Here is a 19,314-nt window from a genome sequence, read left to right as displayed (position 1 = left end):
GGGGGGGGGGGGGGGGGGGGGGGGGGGGGGGGGGGGGGGGGGGGGGGGGGGCGGGGGGGGGGGGGGGGGGGGGGGGGGGGGGGGGCGGGGCGCGCCCCGCCCCCCCCCCCCCCCGCACCCTCGGGCTCGTTCCTCGTTCTGCGAGGCGGCTACGGCCGCATCTCGTACGCGCCCGACAGCTCCTCGACCCGGGCCCACACGGCGGCGGCCCGCTCCGCGTTGGCGACCGGCCGGCGCACGTTCGCCAACGCCCAGGCGGCCTGCTCCGGGGTCGTCGAGGCCTTGCCGTGCAGCTCGGTCGCGTGCGCGGAGAAGTCGCGGACCAGCGCGTCGAAGATCTGGTCCAGGACGTCCTCGTCCAGGCCGGTCAGCTCCGCCTGCTCCAGCACCAGCTGGCCGTAGACGATCAGTGCGAACAGCTGGCCGATCTCCAGCAGGAAGTCCAGGTCCGCCTGCTGCTCCTTGCTCGGTGCGTGGCTGAGGAGCAACTCGCAGAAGCCGTCGGCCTGTTCGCGGAAGCGGGCGACGTTCGGCAGCTGGGTGTGGCGGTCGTACGCGGTGCGCCAGTCGTGGAAACGGATCGCGCCGAGGCCGCGTGCCGCACCCTGGCGGAACAGGAAGGCGTCATCGGTGGCGTCCAGCCGGGTCGGCACCGGGGCGTAGTCGCTCGGGGCGAACAGGTAGTTGCCCATGAACTTGAGGATCAGCGCCAGGTTGACGTGGACGGTGCCCTCCAGCTTCGGCAGGCCGCGGATGTCCTTCGCCGCCTTGTCGAAGTAGGTGTCCGCCTCGAAGCCCTTGGCCGCGATGACGTCCCACATCAGGTCGATGACCTTCTCGCCCTCGGTGGTGACCTTCATCTTGGTCATCGGGTTGAACAGCAGGTAGCGGCGGTCCTCGGGGGAGGCGGTGCGGAAGTAGTCCACGGCCCGCGCACTGAACATCTTCATCGCCACCAGGCGGGCGTACGCGTCGGTCAACTCCCGCCGCACGTGGGGGAAGTCGGTGACCTTCCGGCCGTACAGCACCCGGTTGTGGGCGTGCGTGACGGCCTCGTACATCGCGTGCTCGCAGATGCCGACCGAGGCCGTGCAGAGGTTGAACTTGCCGACGTTGACGGTGTTCAGCGCGGCGTCGAAGGCGGCCTGCCCGGTGTGCAGCACGTCCTCGGCGCGCACCGGGTAGCCCTCCAGCCGGAACTCGCTGACGTACATCTGGGCGTTCACGACGTTCTTGACCAGGTGGTACGCGTCGTGGCGGCTGTCGGCGGCGAAGAAGACGTAGCCCTCGGGGCCCTCGACGTCGGAGCGGCGGCCGAACACCGAGACCAGGCCGGCCACGTTGCCGTTGCCGATGTAGTACTTGGAGCCGGTCGCGGTGAAACCGCCCTCGCCGTCCGGGGTGAGGATCATGTCGGTGGAGTAGATGTCGGCGCCGTGGGTGCGCTCGGAGAGCCCGAACGCCATGACGTGACCCTCCGTCAGGAGCTTGGCGGCGCGGGCCCGGACGGCCTCGTTCTTGCTCTGCCAGACCGGCCCGAGGCCGAGAATGGTGACCTGCCAGGTGTACCAGTAGCCGAGGCCGTAGAAGCCCAGGATCTCGTTCAGCTCGGCGATCCGGGAGGTGTCCCAGCGCTTGCCCGGGTCGGCCGCGGACGGGGTCAGGAACTCCGCGAACAGGCCCTCCTTGGCGGCGAATTCGAGGAAGTCGGCGTACCAGGTGCGGTCGACGTAGGTGTCGATCAGCGCCTTCTTGCCGCGGGACTCGAACCAGTCCACGGTCGCGCGCAGCAGCCGGCGGGTCGGCTCGTCGAACTGCGCGGGGTCGTACGTACGCGGGTTGAAGAGCATCACGGGCTCCCGGGGGTCGAGGGTGAGGGGCGGCGGGTGGTGGCTGCTGGGTGGCGGCGAACAGCAAACAGATAACAGATGACAACTAACAGATTTCAGATTCTGTTATCTGTTACCTGTTGTCTGTCACCCGCGGCGAGGCGGTGCAGGGTGGCGAGCACGTCGTCGAGCCAGGCGAGGGTCATCCGCTCGTACTCGATGCCGCCGCGCAGCACCACGTGCTGGAGCTCCTGCCGGGTGTCGAGCGCGGTGAGGTCGGGGAAGTCGCGCTGCTCGCCGTGCAGGTAGCGGGCGAGCAGGGCGGCATGGCTCTCGCGGTGCCGTTCGACCTCGGAGATCAGCGCGGCCGGGTCGTCGAAGGCGGCGGCGCGGATCTTGACCGCGAGCTCGTGTCGGACGGACTCCGGCTCGACCGGTTCGCGCAGCCAGTCGGCGAGCACGGCCCGTCCGGCGTCGGCCGCCGAGTAGACCTTCTTGTCCGGCCGGCCGTCCTGGGCGACCTCCTCGGCGGCGACCCAGCCGTCGGCCTCCATCCGCCGCAGCACCTTGTAGATCTGCTGGTGGGTGGCGGTCCAGAAGCGCCCGATGGAGCGGTCGAAGCGCCGGGCCAGTTCGTAGCCCGAGCCCGGCTGCTCCAGCAGTGAGACGAGGATCGCGTGCTCCAGTGCCATGTCCCGCATCCTGCTATGCAACGAATTGCATAGGCAATGGGGGTCCGGAGTGGTGAGACGCAGGTCACCGGCGTGATCGGATGGTTATCGATCATTTGTGGCCAAAGGGCGCAAATCATCGGATAAGCGCCAGAATGGGTACGGGGCAAGAGCCCTCCATGTTCCGAACCATAGGAGGTGGTATCGGTGTCTACCCAGATTCCGATGGGCATGGAGCATCACCCGGACATCGTCGAACTCCGGGAGCACTACGAGCGGATCACCTCGACCCCGCGCGCCCAGGCCACGGAGGCCCTGGCCGTGCTGGCCGGCCTGTTCCTGGCGGCATCGCCATGGATCGTCGGCTTCACCGCCTTCAACACGCTGACCGTGACCTGCCTGATCGTCGGCCTGGCCTACTGCGTGCTGATGGCGGGATACGGGTCGGCCTACGAGCGCACCCACGCGAGGGCCTGGGCGGCCACCGTGCTCGGCGCGTGGACGATCGTCTCTCCCTGGCTCGTCTCCGGATCGGCCGCGCAGGGCAGGAACATCGTCACCTGCGTCATCGTCGGTGCCGTGATGTTCCTGCTCGGTCTCGCGGCGATCTCGATGGCCACGATCACGGCGAACGGAGCAGCGATGCGGCTCGGCCGGGCCGGCCGCGCCAAGGGCTGACGTCACTGACAGTCCGCGTCCGGGGCGTGGAGGGCCGAACCGTCCTCCGCGCCCCGGCGCACGTCGTCAGGGAGCCGCGGCCGTCACGGGTGGGTCGTTGGCCGTCATGGGCGGGTGGGTGGCCGTCACGGGCGGGTCATCCGTAGGACGTCCAGGGCCTCGTCGAGCTGTTCCCGGGTGAGCTTGCCCTGTTCCACGTAGCCGTGCTCCAGCACGACCTGTCGGATCGTCTTCCGCTCGGCCAGCGCCTGCTTGGCGACCTTCGCCGCCTCCTCGTACCCGAGGTAGCGGTTCAGCGGGGTGACCACCGAGGGGGAGGACTCCGCGTACTCCCGGGCCCGTTCGACGTTGGCGGTGATGCCGTCCACCGTCCGGTCCGCCAGCAGTCGGGCGCTGTTGGCGAGCAGCCGCACCGACTCCAGCACGTTGCGGGCGAGCACCGGGAGCATCACGTTCAGCTCGAAGTTGCCGCTCGCGCCGGCCAGGGTGACCGTCGCGTCGTTGCCGACCACCTGGGCGGCGACCATCAGCACCACCTCGGGGAGCACCGGGTTCACCTTGCCCGGCATGATCGACGAACCGGGTTGCAGGTCCGGCAGGTTGATCTCGCCGAGGCCGGTGCGCGGGCCCGAGCCCATCCACCGCAGGTCGTTCGCGATCTTCGTGAAGCCGACGGCCACCGTGCGCAGTTGCCCGCTCAGCTCGACCAGGGCGTCGCGGGCGCCCTGCGCCTCGAAGTGGTCCCGGGCCTCGGTCAGCGGCAGGCCGGTGGTGCGGGCGACCTCCTCGATCACCGCCGCCGGGAAGCCCGGCGGGGTGTTGATCCCGGTGCCCACCGCCGTGCCGCCGAGGGGCAGTTCGGCGACCCGGGGGAGCGTCGCCAGCAGCCGCTCCCGCCCGTGCCGCACCTGAGCGGCGTAGCCGCCGAACTCTTGGCCGAGGGTGACCGGCGTGGCGTCCATCAGGTGCGTCCGGCCCGACTTGACCACCTGCGCGAACTCGGCGGCCTTGCGCTCCAGCGCCTCCGCCAGGTGCTCCAGCGCCGGGATCAGGTCGTGCGTGACGGCGGCGGTGGCGGCGATGTGGATCGAGGACGGGAAGACGTCGTTGGACGACTGGCTGGCATTCACGTGGTCGTTCGGGTGGACCGGGCGGCCCAGCCGCTCGGCGGCCAGGGTGGCGATCACCTCGTTGGCGTTCATGTTGGACGAGGTGCCCGAACCGGTCTGGAACACGTCCACCGGGAACTCGTCGTCCCACCGCCCTTCGGCGACCTCCTCGGCCGCCGCCGCGATCGCCGCCGCCGTGTCCTCGTCCAGGACGCCGAGACGGGCGTTCACCCGGGCCGCGGCGGCCTTGATCCCGGCCAGCGCGGCGATGTGCGCGCGCTCCAGCCGCTGGCCGGACACCGGGAAGTTCTCCACCGCCCGCTGCGTCTGCGCCTGCCACTTCGCGGCGGCCGGCACCCGGACCTCGCCCATCGAGTCGTGCTCGACGCGGTACTCCCGCTGGTTCTCCTGCTCGTCACCCATCACGCGCTGCACCTCCTGAACGGGCCGGTGGTCCGGCCCCGAGCGGTCTCCGATCACCACAGCCGCGCGCGGGCCCCGGGTATTTCCGCCCGGCCGCATCCGGTGTTGCAGCCCGGCCACGCTCGTTGTTCCGGCCCGGCCGCATCCACGGTTACGGCCGGGCCGCGCCCGTCGTTGCCGCCGGGTCCGCCCGGCCGCATCCGGTCGTTACCGTCGCGTCCGGTCGTTACCGCCGGGGCAGCTCGGCCGCGCCCGTCGTCACCGCCGGGGCAGCTCGGCGCGGACCAGTTCGCCCGGCGCGGTGCCGGCCTGGGCGACCAGGGCGCCGCCCGGCGCCCAGAAGCCGGAGCCGCCCGAGGTCTGCGGCTGCTCGCCGCTCGCCCCGGCGGAAGTGGCCAGCACGGCCCACACCCCGTGGGTGGCGGCGCGGTCGCGGAGGTGCCCGTCCCGGCGGGCGGCCTGCGCGGGCCCCGCGCCGTACAGGGTGGAGGCGACGTAGGCGTCGATGCCGAGCGCGGCGGTCTCCTCGGCGTGCGCGGGATCGGCGGCGTCGGCGCAGATCGCGAGGCCGAACCGCAGGCCGTCCAGTTCCAGGACGGCGGGCCCGTGGCCGGGGGTGAACCGGTCGTGCTCGGCGCCGTGCAGCCGCGTCTTCCGACACACGACGGCGACGCCTTCACCGGTGACGGCCAGGGTGGCGATGGACTCGCCCCCGTCGGGCTCGGTGACCGGCGCGCCGACCAGGGCGGTCGTGCCGGTCGCGGCGCAGGCGGCGACCAGCGGGGCGAGGCGCGGATCGGCCGGGCCGAGCGCGGGTGCGGCCAGGTCGTAACCGGTCAGGGACAGCTCGGGGAACACCACCAGGCGCGCGGCGGCCTCCCGTACGGCCTGCGCGTGCCGTTCGACGTTCACGGCCACGGTGTCCGGGCGGCCGGCGTCGGCGCAGGCGGGCTGGGCGACGGCCACGGTGACGGTGGCAGTGGGGGCGGTGGTGGCGGCGATCAGGGGTGCGGGCATGGCGGTGTCTCCGGGCACGAGGTGGAAAAGATCAACGTATGCGCAGGTCCGGGCGGTGGACAAGGGTTTCGCGTGGCAGCCGGGACGGAGCCGCCCGGGGCGGACGCACGCACCGCTCCGCGCTGCGCCCGGAGCGGCCGCGGCCCGGAACATGATCACCCGAATGGATGAATAGCTGCGTGGAGTGCTTCAAACTGCCGTACGCCACTTCGTACGCTCCTGCCCAGGCCGGATTCACACCGGCCCCACCCGGATCGCCGCTGCTCGGCATCACTGCTGCTGCTCGGCATCATCGCTGCGCGGCATCACCGCCGCTCGGCGCGGGTGACCGGCTAGTGGGGGCGGACTCATGACGACGACAGGGCGGGGCATGACCGGGGGCACGGAAGACCGCAGGGGGACGGACCCGGGGACGGAGTCGGAGTCGGGGACGGAGCCGAGGACGGCCCCGGACGCGGACGCGGACGCGGACACGGACGCGGGGAACGGGCGCGGGAAGGTTCGTGGAAACGCCAGGGGCGGCGGCCTCACCAGGCGGCAGATGCTCGGCGCCTCGGCCGCCTTGGGCGGCGCGGCCTGGCTGCTGCGCGGCACCATCGGCCCGGACAGCGCCGAGGCGGCCACCCCGGTGCCGCCCGGCCTGCCCGCCGGCACCGAGTTGTACCAGCGGGTCTTCCAGAACTGGTCCGGCGAGATCCGCACCGACCAGCTGTGGACCTGCGCGCCCCGCACGCCCGAGGAGGTGCCGGCGCTCGCCGACTGGGCGCACGCCAACGGCTGGCGCCTGCGCGCCACCGGCTACCGGCACACCTGGGCGCCGCTCACCGTCGCCAACGGGACCCCGGACAGCGCCCGCGTCCTGCTCGTGGACACCAGCCGCCACCTCACCGCGATGACCGCCGACTCGCCGACCACCGTCCGGGTCCAGACCGGCGCCACCATGGAGGACCTGCTCGCCCACCTGGCCGGCCGGGGCCTCGGCCTGACCGCGTGCCCGGCACCCGGCGAACTCACCGTCGGCGGGGTGCTCGCCATCGGCGGCCACGGCACCGCCGTACCCGCCGCCCACGAACTCCGGCCGGAGGGGCACGGCTACGGCTCGGTCAGCAACCAGGTCGTCCGGCTCACCGCCGTCGTCCTCGACCCGGCCACCGGCCGCTACACCCTGCGCACCTTCGAGCGCGCGGAGGCCGACAGCGCCGCCTTCCTGGTGCACCTGGGCCGCGCCTTCCTCACCGAGGTCGTGCTGCGGGCCGGCGCGGACCGGCCGCTGCGCTGCGTCAGCCGTCTCGACATCCCGGCCAGTGAACTGTTCGCCCGCCCCGGCACCGGAGGCGGCGGCGGGATCCTGGGCGGCGGTGGGCTCCTGGGTGGCCTGCTCGGCGGTGGCGGCCCGCGCACCCTCGCCGACTTCGTCGAGCGCGACGGCCGGGTCGAGGCGATCTGGTTCGCCTACACCGAGTACCCCTGGCTGAAGACCTGGAGTGTCGCCCCGGCCAAGCCGCTGGGCTCCCTGCCCGTCGACCAGCCCTACAACTACCCCTTCTCGGACAGCATTCCGGAACCGGTCGCCCGGCTCGCCGGCCAGATCCTCGCCGGCGCCTGGGGATCGGCCCCGCTGTTCGGCCAACTCCAGTACCTGATCGCCAAGGTGGCGCTCACCGGCGACCTCACGGACGTCCTCCTCTCCGGCGGACTGCTGCGCGACCTGCTCAGCGGCGACCTGATCACCCACCTGCTCGCCGGTGGCCTGCGCTCCGACCTCTGGGGCCCGTCGCGCAGCCTGCTGCAGTACGTCCGGCCCACCACCCTGAGGGTGACCGCCAACGGCTACGCGGTCCTCGCCAAGCGTGCCGACCTCCAGTGGGTGGTCAGCGAATTCGCCGCCTACTACCGGAAGTTGCTGGCCGACTACCAGGCCCGGGGGGAGTTCCCGGTGAACGGCGCGGTGGAGATCCGGGTCACCGGCGTGGACGACCCGACCTCCTCCGGCGTCCCCGGCGCGCGGCCGCCGCTGCTGTCCGCGCTGCGTCCTCGGGCGGACCGCCCGGAGTGGGATACCGCGATCTGGCTCGACGTCCTGGCCTTCCCCGGCACCCCGGGGCTGGAACGTTTCGCCCGCGACCTGGAGCAGTGGCTGCTGCGCACCTTCGACGGCACCCGGGCGGGCCTGCGGGTCGAGTGGTCCAAGGGCTGGGCGTACACCGCCGACGCGGCCTGGTCCGACCCGGACCTGCTCGGCCGGGTCATCCCCGCGAGCCTGCGCGACGGCGGCGGGCCGGGCTGGGACGAGGCGGTTGCCGTCCTGGACCGGCACGACCCGCACCGGGTGTTTGGAAACCCCTTCCTGGACGGGTTGTTGAAGTAGTGGAGCACATTTGACGGAACGTCAGATGTGCTCCATGACGATCACCGCAAGGGTGTCCGGAGCCAGTGCGCGGAAGACGTGCGGGGCGTCGCCCGGGTAGCTCACGTAGTCGCCCGGGCCCAGCTCGACCGGGGCCTCCGTCGGTCCGGCCAGCGCCCGGCCCGAGCCGACCAGCACGTGCTCGACGGTGCCGGGCATGTGCGGGTCGGAGGCCCGGGTCTCGCCCGGCTGCGCCTCGATCCGGTAGATGTCGCGCCGGGCGTTCGGCGGGCAGGAGGACAGTACGGTCGCCGCGTAGTCGGCGCGCTCGGAGTGGGTCACCGGGCCCTCGCCGGCCCGGATCACCCTGACCGCCGGGCGCGGGGGGTCGACCAGGCGGCTGAACGGTACGTTCAGCGCGACGGCGAGGGCCCAGAGCGTCTCCACGCTCGGGTTGCCCGCGCCCGACTCCAGCTGGGAGAGCGTCGACTTGGCGATGCCCGCGCGCCGGGCCAGCTCCGCCATCGACAGCCCGCCGCGTTCGCGCTCGCGCCGGATGGAGACGGAGATCAGGCCGATCAGATCCGCGCCGGAACCCGCGCTCGGGGTGGTCCGGTCACTCATGCTTGCCACTCACGCTCTCTCCTGGTTCCTTCTCCGGCCCCCGTGCGGCTGGTGCCGTTCATGCTGCCACTCGTGAGGGCGACTGTCCGCACCTGCCCGCCGTTCGCTCTGTCGGTCCAATCGTTCGCCTTGACGAACGGCGGGCGATGGGTTCACGCTGGTGGACATGCGTTCGCTACTCCGAACACTGGAGCATGCCACCCTTCGGGACATCGCTCTCGTCTGCCTCGCCGACGCACTCGTCGGCGCCTCCTTCGGCGCGATCAGCGCCTCCGGCGGCCTGCCCCTGTGGGTGCCGGTCGCGCTCTCCGTCCTCGTCTTCGCGGGCGGCTCCCAGTTCGCGGCCGTCGGTGTGGTGCTGTCCGGTGGCGGTGCGCTCGCCGCCGTCGCCACCGGACTGGTGCTCAACGCCCGGCTGCTGCCCTTCGGCTTCGCCGTGGCCGACGTGCTCGACGGTCCGTGGTGGCGGCGGCTGTTCGGCGCGCAGCTGATCACCGACGAGACCGCCGCGTTCGTCCTGCGGCAGGACGACGGGCGGCGGCGACGGGCTGCGTTCTGGCTCTGCGGGCCGGCGCTGTTCGTGGTGTGGAACGTTTCGGTGGTGCTCGGGGCCCTGGCCGGAGGGCTGATCGGGGACACGGACGCGCTGGGCCTCGACGCGGCCTTCCCCGCCGTGCTGCTCGCGCTCGTGCTGCCCTCGCTCGCGGACCGCCGGGTCCGTACCGCCGCCGTGGCCGGCGCTGTCGTCGCGGTCGCGGCCACGCCGTTCGTCCCGGCGGGGCTGCCCGTCCTGCTCGCCCTCGTCGGGCTGTTGTTCGCCGGGTGGCCCGGAACGCGCGAGGGGCGTGACGGTCGTGAGGTGCGGGAGGGGCGTGAGGTGCGGGAGCCGCAGAACTCGCTGCAGTTGCGGGAGCCGCGGGAGTCGCGGAAGGGGGCGTCGGTCGAGGAACCGGGCGTCCCGGTGGTCGAGCGGGAGGAAGCCCGATGATGCCGTTGTACGCCGTGCTGCTGCTGGCCGTCGGGACGTACGCCTTCCGCCTTGCCGGGCCGCTGCTCGGCCACCGGCTCGCCCTCTCGGAGCGTGTGCGGCACCTGCTCGCCGTCGCCGCGGCCGTCCTGCTGGTCGCCCTGGTCGCCACCGGTGCCCTCACCCAGGGCCAGGGCTTCGCCGGTTGGGCCCGTCCGGCCGGCGTCCTGGTCGCCGGTGTGCTCGCGCTGCGGCGGGCGCCGTTTCCGGCGGTGGTGATCGCGGGCGCGGCGACGACGGCGCTGCTGCGGCTGTGCGGGGTGGGGTGAGCGGGGTGGGGTGAGCGGCGCGCCCGTCAGCCGCCCAGCGCCTTGAAGAAGATCGTCGTCGGGTGCGCGACCCCCGCGGGGTCGGTCGCGTAGTCCGGCACCGAACCGACCCGGGTCCACCCGGCCGCCTCGTACAGCCGCTCGGCGGGGCTGCCCGTCTCGGTGTCCAGCACCAGCAGCCGCAGCCCCAGCTCGGCCGCCCGCTCCTCCAGCACCGCCAGCAGTCGCCCGGCCAGCCGCTGCCCCCGGTCCGCCGGATGCACCATCAGCTTGGCGACCTCACCCCGGTGCCGCCCGTTCGCGGGCACCGCCGGGCGCAGCTGGATCGTCCACAGCAGCAGCCGCTCCGCCGCGACCTCCGGGGCGAGCGCCCGCCACCACGCGACGGCCTCGGCCCGCCCCAGCGGCGCGAGGAAGCCGAGCGACCCGCCACCGTGGACGGTGTCCACCAGCAGCCCGGCCAGTTCCTCCGCCGCGCCGTCCAGCTCCTCCGCCGCCACCTGACCGACCGCGTACGCCTCGCCCGCCATGTCGTCTTCCTCACTCGCTCGCGCCCGCCCGCCGCCCGGGCGGTTGCGCCATACTCGCCGGTACTGCGCCGAGACCGGGATCCCGTCGATATCCCGCCGACACTACAAGGAGCTTCGATGACGAAGCCGACCCGGATCGACCCGTCCGACCTGCTCGCCGTCGGCGACCTGCTCTCCGACGAGGAGCGGCTGATCCGCGACACCGTCCGGAGGTTCACCGAGGAGCGGATCCGCCCGCACATCGGCGACTGGTTCGAGCGCGGCGTCTTCCCGGCCCGCGAACTCGCCCCCGAACTCGGCGCCCTCGGCGTGCTCGGCATGCACCTCGACGGCTACGGCTGCGCGGGCGCCGGCGCGGTGGCGTACGGGGTCGCCTGCATGGAGCTGGAGGCGGCCGACTCCGGGCTGCGCAGCTTCGTCTCGGTGCAGGGCTCGCTCGCGATGCGTTCGATCCACGCCTTCGGTTCTGAGGAGCAGAAGCAGCGCTGGCTGCCCGGCATGGCCGCGGGTGAGCTGATCGGCTGCTTCGCCCTCACCGAGCCGGACTTCGGCTCCGACCCGGCGAACATGCGGACCCGCGCGGTGCGCAAGGGCGGCGACTGGGTGCTCTCCGGCAGCAAGATGTGGATCACCAACGGCAGCATCGCCGACGTCGCCGTCGTCTGGGCGCAGACCGAGGAGGGCGTGCGCGGCTTCCTGGTCGAGCGCGGAGCGCGCGGCCTGACCGCCACCGACGTGCACGGCAAGCTCTCCCTGCGCGCCTCCGTCACGAGCGAACTCGCCTTCGACGAGGTGGTGCTGCCCGCCGACGCCGTCCTGCCGGGCGTCACCGGCCTGCGCGGACCGCTCTCCTCCCTCAACGAGGCCCGCTACGGCATCCTCTGGGGCACCGTCGGCGCCGCCCGCGACTGCTACACCGCCGCCCTCGACTACGCGAAGAGCCGGATCCAGTTCGACCGCCCGATCGCCGGATTCCAGCTCACCCAGCACAAGCTCGTCGAGATGATGCTGGAGGTGGAGAAGGCCTACCTGGTCGCCCTGCGGATCGGCCGGCTCAAGGAGGAGGGCGCGGCCCGCCCGCCGCACATCAGTTTCGGCAAGCTCAACAACGTCCGCACGGCGCTGGAGATCGCCCGCAGCGCCCGGACCGTCCTCGGGGCCAACGGCATCACCACCGAGTACCCGGTGCTGCGGCACGCCAACAACCTGGAGTCGGTGCTCACCTACGAGGGCACCAGCGAGATCCACACCCTGATCCTGGGCGAGGCCATCACCGGCGAGTCCGCCTACCACTGACGGGCCGTCCACCTCGGGAATTCCGGTGGCCGGGACCGTCGCGGCCCGGCTACCGTGCCCACCGTGAACAGCAAGCCCACCACGCCCGGCACCGCCCCGACCACCACCCTCTGGCGCCCCACCGGCCCCGAGGAACTGGCCCTGGTCGAGGCGTCCGGCCGGCGCGCCTGGCCGCCCCGGCTGCCCGAGCAGCCGATCTTCTACCCCGTCCTCAACGAGGACTACGCGATCCGCATCGCCCGCGACTGGAACGTCCCCGCCTCCGGCGTCGGCTACGTCACCCGCTTCGAGGTCGACACCGCCTTCCTCGCCCGCTATCCGGTGCGGCAGGCGGGCGGCCGTACGATCCTCGAACTCTGGATCCCGGCCGAGGAGTTGCCGGAGCTCAACCGGAACATCGTCGGCCGCATCGAGGTCGTCCACGAGTTCCGCCCCCAGTCGTGACGCGCCCAGCCGCGCCGGGCCCGGTTGGCGTGCGCCCGGGTGAGGAAGGCCCGGGTAGGGCGCGTCCGGGTGGGGCGCCCGCAACCGTGCCCCACCCGGCAGCGACGGCGCGCGAGGTGCGCACGGACCACGTGCTGCTCAGCTCCGCCCAGCGGACCAGCACCACCGCGCTGCTCACCCAGGCCGCCGCCCGGCGCGGCCTCGACACCGCCGTCCTGGACGGCCCGGCCACGGTCGAGCGCCTCGCGGGGCGGCCCGTCCACTGGTACGGCGGCCCGCTCTCCGCGGCCCGGATCGCCGGACCGCTCGGCCTCGCCCTGCTCGAACCCGACGACGACTGGCTCACCCGCCTGCCCGAGGAGTTCACCCGGCGCCGGATCGAGCTCACCACCCTCGCCGAGGCGTGGACGCTGCGCCGCCCGGCATTCGTCAAGCCACCCGCCGACAAGTCGCTCCCGCCCGCGGTCTACCCGGACGGCACCCGCCTGCCGCGCACCGGCGACCGGATCGGCCCCGACACGCCCGTCCTGGTCAGCGAGCCGGTGACCTTCGCCGCCGAGTACCGGCTGTTCGTCCGCGATGGTGAGGTGCTCACCGGCAGCCGCTACGCCCGCTTCGGCCGGCTCGACCCGGCACCGCTGACCGCCGAGGCCGGCGCCTTCGCCCGGCGCCTGCTCGCGGCAGTCGGCGACACCCTGCCCAGCGCCGTCGCCCTGGACGTCGGCCCGATCGCGGACCCGTACGACCCGGCCGAGCACTGGGCCGTCGTCGAGGCGAACCTGCCGTGGTTCGCGCACTGCTACGCCGCCGACCCGGACCGCGTCCTGGACGTCGTGCTGCGCGCCGCCGGACCGGTCTCCCAACTCGCCCAGGCCGACCGCCGGTTCGTCCGTACGGCCGCCTGACACCCGGCGGACACCCCGCGTTCGGCGGGTGGACGCCGGGCGGTACGGCGGGAGGTGGAGCATGGCGCGGTCGGCGGCGCCCTCGGCGGGCGCGGCCGGATGTGTACGACCGAAAGGAACCCCGCCATGTCCGCTGCCCAGTGGCCCCGCCCCCGGGTGCTCGTCGTCGGGATCGACGGCGTCCGCCACGACTACCTGGAGCACGTGCCGATGCCGCGCCTCCAGGAACTCGCCGAGGCCGGGTTCCTGGTGCCGGTGACCGTGGCGGACACCACGCCCACCATGTCCGGGCCGTGCTGGGCCACCATCGTCACCGGCGTCGAGCCCGCCAAGCACGGTGTCTGGGGCAACCACCTCGGCGGCAACCGGCTCGACGTGTTCCCGGACTTCGCCACCCGGCTCGCCCGCGGCGACCGCCGCCGCACCTTCGTCGCGGCAGGCTGGGACCCGCTGATGATCAACGAGTCCGGCGGCCCGCTGTTCCGCGCCCCCGGCCGACTCTCGTACATCGCCCCGGCCGAGGACACCCCCGAAGCCTGGGAGGCCGTCGACGAGGAGGTCACCCGCGAGGCCGTCCACGTCCTGGGCACCGCCGACCCGGAAGCCTCCTTCGTCTACCTCGGCGCCGTCGACGAGACCGCCCACTTCCTCGGCTGCGGCGACGAGTACCGGGCGGCCATGCGCACCGCCGACGAACGCCTCGGCCGACTGCTCGACGCCGTCCGCGGCCGTGCCGACCACGCCGACGAGCAGTGGACCGTCATCGTCGTCACCGACCACGGCCACGTCGACGCCGGCGGCCACGGCGGCCGCACCGTCGAGGAGCGCACGGCCTGGGTCGCCTGCGCCGGGCACGGCATCCCGGCCGGCCCGCCCACCGGGGAGATCCGCCACCCGGACGTCGCCGCCCAGGTGTATGCCTCGCTGCTGCGCCCCATCGACCCGCACTGGACCCTCGACGGCCGGCCCTTCCCGGTCGCCCGGCCGGTGCCGGAGGCGGTGTCGGTACCGATCTGACCGGTGCTCTGATCGGCGGTCCGGCCGGTGCTCTGACCAGTGCTCCGACCAGTGCTCCGACCAGCGGCCGGCACCGTTGCCGGCACCGGGCCCGACGACGCCTCAGGGGCGCGCTGATGCATCCGGGTGCAGCAGGCCGGGCTGCGCCGGAGACCGGCTTGAGTGACGCTCGATCGAGGCCCGGGCGGCACTTGAAGACGGTGTGCCAGCCTGGGCGCCCCACCGTGTAACCCCGAGACCGGGTCGCTGGACATACCTCTGAAGGTGGAGACGGTACCCCGTGGGATGGAGACAAGGTCGCGACCTCGTGGTGACGCTCCGGAGGCGTGGCACGGGCCACGATGGATACACCCGGACGGCAGACCTCGCCGACCGGACCGGAACCGGAGACGGAGAGGACAGACGGGCATGAAGGGCATCGTGAGCAAGGTCGCACTGGGAGTCGCGGGCACCGGCATGGCCGTCGCCGTGGCCGCCGTGGCAATCGGCCCGAGGGTGTCCGATTGGTACGACGGACGCCACCAGGAGCAGGCCACCTACGACACCGGCAGCCAGGCCAAGGCCGAGCGCCGTTCGATGCCGACCTGGCTGCCCGACAACGCCTCCTCGGTGAAGTACCTGATGTCCACCACCGGCGACGACCGCCTGCTGCGCGCCACCCTTCCGGAAGGACGGCTGCCCGTCGGCTGCAGCACCGGCCTGCCCGGCAAGTCCGCGCACTCGGTGCCGCTGTCGCTCAAGGCCGGCTGGTTCCCCGAGGGCGTCGCGGCCAAGGCCAGTGGCACCTGCGGGCACTACAACGTGACGCTCACCGGCAACCAGCTCTACGCGTGGCAGGACGGCGCGGCGGTGCAGGCGGCCCTGCGTTCGGAGCGGCCCACCAAGCACTGAGCCGAGCACCGAGCACCGTGCACCGAGCCGGGTGCCGTGTACCGCGCACGCCGTGAGGCTCCGAGTACGCCGACAGGCTCCGATCGGCCCGCCGGGCACCGACAGGTGCGGGCGGGCCGTCGTCGTGCGCGAGTGCCGCCGGGGTGGCCGACGGTGGACCAGAGGGAGGACCCCCGCTGTCGGAAACGGCCTGGGCTGCGATAGGACGGGGCGTGGACAAACCCGTCCCGCCCCCGTCCCGTCCCCCGTTCCGTGAGGAGCCCCATGCCCGGCCCGACCGTCGGCCCTGCCGGCGACACGTCGACCGCTCCCTCCGCCGCCCCCACCACCGGCCAGTCCCGCCCCGGCCGGGCCACCATCGCCGTCCTGGGCGGCCTCGTGGCGCTCGGCCCGCTCACCACCGACCTCTACCTGCCCGGGCTGCCCGAGATCGCCGACGACCTGGTCGCCGAACCGGCCGCCGTCCAGCTCACCCTCACCTTCTCCATGTTCGGGGTCGCGGCCGGGCAGTTGCTCTTCGGACCGCTCAGCGACCGCTACGGCCGCCGCCCGCCGCTGCTCGCGGGGCTCGTCCTCTACACCCTGGCCAGCGTGGTGTGCGTGATCGCGCCGAGCCTGACGGTGCTGATCATCGCCCGCTTCATCCAGGGCGCGGCCGGATCCGCCGGGCTGGTCATCGGCCGGGCCGTCGCCCGGGACCGCTTCCAGGGCGTCGCGATGCTGCGGTTCCTGGCCTCCATCGCGCTGATATCCGGGTTGGCGCCGATCCTCGCCCCGATCGTCGGCGCGCAACTGATGCGGTTCACCTCGTGGCGCGGCACCTTCGGCGCGCTGACCGCGCTCGGGCTGCTCCTGACCCTGGCCGCCTTCGGGGCGCTGCGCGAGACGCTGCCGACGCAGGCCCGGGGCACCGGCGGGGTGGGCGCGGCGCTGCGCACGATGGGGCGGTTGCTGCGCAACCTGCCGTTCCTCGGGCTGGCGCTGACCAGCGCCTTCGCCTTCGGTGCGCTGTTCGGCTACATCAGCGGGTCGTCCACGGTGCTTCAGCACGTGTACCAGGTCTCGCCGCAGACCTACAGCCTGCTCTTCGGGGCGAACTCGCTGGCCATCGTCGTCATGACGCAGTTGAACGGACGGGTACTCGCGCGCCGCTTCGCTCCGCGGGGGCTGATGCTGGCCGGGCTGGCGACGGCGGTGGTCGCCGGGGTGGCGCTGGTGTTGCTGACGGCGGTCTGGGACTTCGGGCTGGTCGGGTTCTGCCCGCCGTTGTTCGTGATGATGGGCAGCATGGGTGTGGTCCTGCCGAACACGGCCGCGCAGGCGCTCAGCCTGGTCGAGCCGCGGGCGGCCGGGACGGCGTCGGCGCTGCTCGGCACCGGCAACTTCCTGTGCGGGGCGGTGGTCGCACCGCTGAGCAGTCTCGGCGGCCGGCCGTCGGCGGTGCTGCTGGCGGTGGTCGTCCTGGCGAGCGGAGTGCTGGCGATGGCGGCGTACGTGACGCTGTGCCGGCCCGGGCGGATGAAGACGGCGGAGGCCGAGGTGGTGGCGGGGAGCTGACGGCGGACGGCCGCCGGCCGGCGACGAACAGCGAACAGCGAACAGCGGGCAACGAACAGATAACAGCTGACAGATAATGAAATCTGTCAGCTGTTATCTGTTATCCGTTCCCTGTTGACCGTCAGCCGTCGCCGTCAGCCATCAGCCGTCAATCGCAGCTCAGGCGATCGAGAAGTCGTCGCCGAAGGCGTTGCCCTGGCCGTACCAGCCGTGCAGGTACACGGTGACGGTGCCGGAGGCGCCGGTGGTGAAGGGGACGGTCAGCTTGGTCCAGCCGGAGGCGTTGGTCCAGGAGCTGGCGGTGGCGTCACCGCTGACGCCGAGGTACGCGTAGTTGCCCTGCACCCAACCACTCAGCGTGTAGCTGGTGTTGGCCTTCAGCGTGACGGTCTGCGAGCACTCGCCGGTCTGGCCGGCGGTCGCCGCCGCCTGGAGCGCGTAGGACCCGGAGTGGACCGGGGTGGAGACCACGGCGCCGCCGCTCTGGCAGGTCCACGGGGCGAGGCTGCCGGTCTCCAGGCCGCCGTTGACCAGGCCGGTGGGCGGCGGGGTCGTCCCGGTGACGGTCAGCGCGTACGTGGCGGTGTGGGTGCCGGACGGCCCGGTGGCGGTCACGGTGAGCGGGTAGCTGCCCGCCGTGGCGGCCGAGGTGGTGGCGATGTTGAGGGTGGCGCCGGTGCCGGCGGTGACGCTGCCGGGGGTGATGGTGGCGGTGACGCCGGCCGGGGCGCCGCTGACCGACAGGTTGAGGTTCTGCGCCGAACCCGCCGTCACCGCCGTGGCGATGGCCGCGGACGTGGACGAACCAGCGGCCACGGTGCCGGAGTTCGGGTTCACCGCGACCGAGAAGTCGTTGCCGGGCTGGGTGCCCGTGACGTTCAGGATGAAAACGCCGGTGTGACTGCCGGAGGCCGCGCTGCCGGTGACCGTCAGCTGGTAACTCCCGGGCGCCACCGCCGAGGTGGTGGTGACGTTGAGGGTGGCGCCGGTGCCGGCGGTGACGCTGCCGGGGGTGACGGTGGCGGTGACGCCGGCCGGGGCGCCGCTGACCGACAGATTGAGGTTCTGCGCCGAACCCGCCGTCACCGCCGTGGCGATGGCCGCGGACGTGGACGAACCAGCGGTGACCGTCGCGGAGTTGGGGTTGACGGCCACGGAGAAGTCGTTGGTCACCGTCGATCCGCTGGTGAACGGCGCGAAGATGTGGGTGAAGTCCCAGGTGTTCTGGCTGATGCCGGAGCAGGAGTCGTCCCCCGCCTTGCCCGGGCAGCCGCCGTTGTCGCGCTGGAGCGCCCAGAAGGACAGCGTGTTGATGCCCTTCGACACCGCCCAGTTGTAGACGGTGGTGGCGTTGGCCACGGTGAAGGTCTCGGCCGCGCCGTAGTCGTCGATGCCGGGCATCTCGGTGATCCCGATCGAACCCCACAGCTGGGCGGGGGTCTTGGTCGGGTAGAGCTTGGCGAGCTGGTTGTAGAGGCCCTGCGCGGAGGTCTGGGTGTCGGCCGCCATGTCGTGGGTGGCGCCGTCGTAGTAGTCGAAGGTCATCATGTTGACGACGTCGATCCGGGCGTTGTTGCTGACCGCGTTCTTCAGCACGGCGAGGCCGCTGGAGGCCAGCCCGGTGGTGGTGGTCGGCAGCGTGTAGGAGAACTGGACGTTGCGCCCGTTGGAGGCGGCCCAGTCCTGCACGATCTTGATCGCCTTGTTGCGGCGGTCGATTCCGGCCGTGTTGGTCAGCGAGTTGTCCTCGATGTCGAGGTCGATCCGGCTGACGTCGTAGGTGGTGACGAGGTTCTCGAAGGCTGCCGCGATCTGGTTGACGTCGGTGCAGCTGTCGGCCAGTTCGGTGCCGGTGTTGTCGGCGGTGTAGCCGCCGAAGGAGGGGATCACGTCCCCGCCGTTGGCCCGGATGGCGGCGATGTCGGCGCCGAAGGTCGAGGAGGAGACCGGCTTTGAGGTGTCGCCGTTCCAGTACGGGGTGCAGGAGCCCTTGGTGGCGGCCTGGAGGAACGCCATCGTCAGGTGCTTGGCCCCGGACTGGGCGGCCAGGGCGGCGGGGCTCTGCCCGGTCCAGGACTCGAAGTAGGGGGCGAAGACCCGGCTGGGGAGCGGGGTCGCGGCCTGGGCGGAGCCCGTCCCGGCGGCGACCAGGCCGGCCGACGCGGCCAGCGTGGCACAGGCCGTCAGGGCCGCCTGGATGGTTCTGCGTAGACGCATGGATTCTCCAACATACGTGGTGGGGCAGGACGTTGGGGATACGCGCATGATCGGGGCACGACGGCCGTGTGGGGTCGGCCGCGCGGGCCCGGACGTGCGGACGTGTGGGTGTGCGGGTGTGCTGACGTGCGGGACTGCTGGGTGTCCGGATGTGCGGGTGTCCGGGGGTGCGGGCGCGCGGAAGCCCACCGACTCGCGCGGAGGCGGGTGGCGGGTACGCGTGTGCGCACGCCGTACGGAGCGGGGGTGGTGCGGGACAGGGCAGGGCAGGGCAGTGCCTCAGCCGCCGGTGGTCACACCCCCACAGTGCATCCCGGTCGGATCGACATGCTTATGGTTGGACTAGACCACTGGTCTGTCAAGAGACCTAACAGTTCGTCAACACACCGCCCCCGTGGCCGAAGGGCCGCCCGATCGGCCGGGTGTGCGCGGTGCGGCCGGGGCTGTGGAGGTGGGCGGTGCG

Annotated in this window: 17 protein-coding genes; 10 read left to right on the top strand and 7 right to left on the bottom strand. The window is 72.8% G+C overall.

Annotated features, from left to right (window positions below; all coding sequences use genetic code 11):
* Positions 1 to 149 precede the first annotated feature (149 nt).
* Both ACFV6D_RS23840 and ACFV6D_RS23835 read right to left on the bottom strand, forming a co-directional pair.
* Positions 150 to 1,850 (bottom strand): acyl-CoA dehydrogenase family protein, encoded by a 1,701-nt coding sequence (locus ACFV6D_RS23840; protein WP_371520327.1) that lies wholly within the window; start codon positions 1,848 to 1,850, stop codon positions 150 to 152.
* 95 nt (positions 1,851 to 1,945) lie between these two features.
* Positions 1,946 to 2,521: a PadR family transcriptional regulator gene (locus ACFV6D_RS23835; protein ID WP_380424746.1), complete on the bottom strand. Its 576-nt coding sequence runs from the start codon at positions 2,519 to 2,521 to the stop codon at positions 1,946 to 1,948.
* Between the two features lie 186 nt (positions 2,522 to 2,707).
* Here ACFV6D_RS23835 and ACFV6D_RS23830 point away from each other — a divergent pair, with 186 nt between their 5' ends.
* Positions 2,708 to 3,178: an SPW repeat protein gene (locus tag ACFV6D_RS23830; protein ID WP_063349890.1), complete on the top strand. Its 471-nt coding sequence runs from the start codon at positions 2,708 to 2,710 to the stop codon at positions 3,176 to 3,178.
* Positions 3,179 to 3,303: 125 nt separating this feature from the next.
* Here the strand turns inward: ACFV6D_RS23830 and ACFV6D_RS23825 are convergent, their stop codons facing one another.
* Positions 3,304 to 4,710 (bottom strand): aspartate ammonia-lyase, encoded by a 1,407-nt coding sequence (locus tag ACFV6D_RS23825; RefSeq protein WP_063349891.1) that lies wholly within the window; start codon positions 4,708 to 4,710, stop codon positions 3,304 to 3,306.
* A 258-nt stretch (positions 4,711 to 4,968) separates the two neighbouring features.
* Positions 4,969 to 5,727 carry a carbon-nitrogen hydrolase family protein gene (locus tag ACFV6D_RS23820; RefSeq protein WP_380561054.1) on the bottom strand — a complete coding sequence of 253 codons (759 nt, stop codon included), beginning with the start codon at positions 5,725 to 5,727 and terminating at the stop codon, positions 4,969 to 4,971.
* A 541-nt stretch (positions 5,728 to 6,268) separates the two neighbouring features.
* Between ACFV6D_RS23820 and ACFV6D_RS23815 the strand changes: the two genes are divergently transcribed.
* Positions 6,269 to 8,095, top strand: a complete 1,827-nt coding sequence (locus tag ACFV6D_RS23815) for a cholesterol oxidase substrate-binding domain-containing protein (protein WP_380424738.1) — start codon at positions 6,269 to 6,271, stop codon at positions 8,093 to 8,095.
* Between the two features lie 21 nt (positions 8,096 to 8,116).
* Here the strand turns inward: ACFV6D_RS23815 and ACFV6D_RS23810 are convergent, their stop codons facing one another.
* Entirely contained in the window at positions 8,117 to 8,698 is a 582-nt protein-coding gene (locus ACFV6D_RS23810) for a helix-turn-helix domain-containing protein (protein WP_063349894.1), read from the bottom strand.
* A gap of 166 nt (positions 8,699 to 8,864) precedes the next feature.
* On the opposite strand from ACFV6D_RS23810, the gene ACFV6D_RS23805 reads away from it, so the two are divergent.
* A complete protein-coding gene (locus ACFV6D_RS23805; protein ID WP_380561053.1) occupies positions 8,865 to 9,686 on the top strand; it encodes an AzlC family ABC transporter permease in 822 nt (273 codons plus the stop codon).
* Complete coding sequence (locus ACFV6D_RS23800; protein WP_380478547.1) at positions 9,686 to 9,994, top strand: AzlD domain-containing protein; 309 nt, start codon at positions 9,686 to 9,688, stop codon at positions 9,992 to 9,994. The genes ACFV6D_RS23805 and ACFV6D_RS23800 overlap by 1 nt, the downstream gene beginning before the upstream one ends.
* Positions 9,995 to 10,020: 26 nt before the next feature.
* Here ACFV6D_RS23800 and ACFV6D_RS23795 read toward each other — a convergent pair whose 3' ends face one another.
* The gene (locus tag ACFV6D_RS23795; RefSeq protein ID WP_380561052.1) at positions 10,021 to 10,524 is read right to left on the bottom strand and encodes a GNAT family N-acetyltransferase; all 504 of its coding nucleotides are present in this window, start codon (positions 10,522 to 10,524) and stop codon (positions 10,021 to 10,023) included.
* A 117-nt stretch (positions 10,525 to 10,641) separates the two neighbouring features.
* Here ACFV6D_RS23795 and ACFV6D_RS23790 point away from each other — a divergent pair, with 117 nt between their 5' ends.
* The 6 genes from ACFV6D_RS23790 to ACFV6D_RS23765 all read left to right on the top strand — a co-directional run bounded on the left by ACFV6D_RS23790 (position 10,642) and on the right by ACFV6D_RS23765 (position 16,634).
* The gene (locus ACFV6D_RS23790; protein WP_063349898.1) at positions 10,642 to 11,820 is read left to right on the top strand and encodes an acyl-CoA dehydrogenase family protein; all 1,179 of its coding nucleotides are present in this window, start codon (positions 10,642 to 10,644) and stop codon (positions 11,818 to 11,820) included.
* Between the two features lie 63 nt (positions 11,821 to 11,883).
* Complete coding sequence (locus ACFV6D_RS23785; RefSeq protein WP_380369097.1) at positions 11,884 to 12,264, top strand: hypothetical protein; 381 nt, start codon at positions 11,884 to 11,886, stop codon at positions 12,262 to 12,264.
* 116 nt (positions 12,265 to 12,380) lie between these two features.
* The gene (locus tag ACFV6D_RS23780; protein ID WP_363366934.1) at positions 12,381 to 13,169 is read left to right on the top strand and encodes an ATP-grasp domain-containing protein; all 789 of its coding nucleotides are present in this window, start codon (positions 12,381 to 12,383) and stop codon (positions 13,167 to 13,169) included.
* A gap of 126 nt (positions 13,170 to 13,295) precedes the next feature.
* Positions 13,296 to 14,186: an alkaline phosphatase family protein gene (locus ACFV6D_RS23775; RefSeq protein ID WP_363366936.1), complete on the top strand. Its 891-nt coding sequence runs from the start codon at positions 13,296 to 13,298 to the stop codon at positions 14,184 to 14,186.
* A gap of 408 nt (positions 14,187 to 14,594) precedes the next feature.
* The gene (locus tag ACFV6D_RS23770) at positions 14,595 to 15,077 is read left to right on the top strand and encodes a hypothetical protein (protein ID WP_063349900.1); all 483 of its coding nucleotides are present in this window, start codon (positions 14,595 to 14,597) and stop codon (positions 15,075 to 15,077) included.
* 264 nt (positions 15,078 to 15,341) lie between these two features.
* A complete protein-coding gene (locus ACFV6D_RS23765; protein ID WP_380561051.1) occupies positions 15,342 to 16,634 on the top strand; it encodes a multidrug effflux MFS transporter in 1,293 nt (430 codons plus the stop codon).
* A gap of 159 nt (positions 16,635 to 16,793) precedes the next feature.
* Here ACFV6D_RS23765 and ACFV6D_RS23760 read toward each other — a convergent pair whose 3' ends face one another.
* Positions 16,794 to 18,851 carry a glycosyl hydrolase family 18 protein gene (locus tag ACFV6D_RS23760; RefSeq protein WP_380561050.1) on the bottom strand — a complete coding sequence of 686 codons (2,058 nt, stop codon included), beginning with the start codon at positions 18,849 to 18,851 and terminating at the stop codon, positions 16,794 to 16,796.
* Positions 18,852 to 19,314: the final 463 nt, after the last annotated feature.

This window comes from Kitasatospora sp. NPDC059812 (genome assembly GCF_042732075.1).
In the GTDB taxonomy this organism is placed as follows: Bacteria; Actinomycetota; Actinomycetes; order Streptomycetales; family Streptomycetaceae; genus Kitasatospora.
This window is presented reverse-complemented; position numbering and strand designations above follow the sequence as displayed.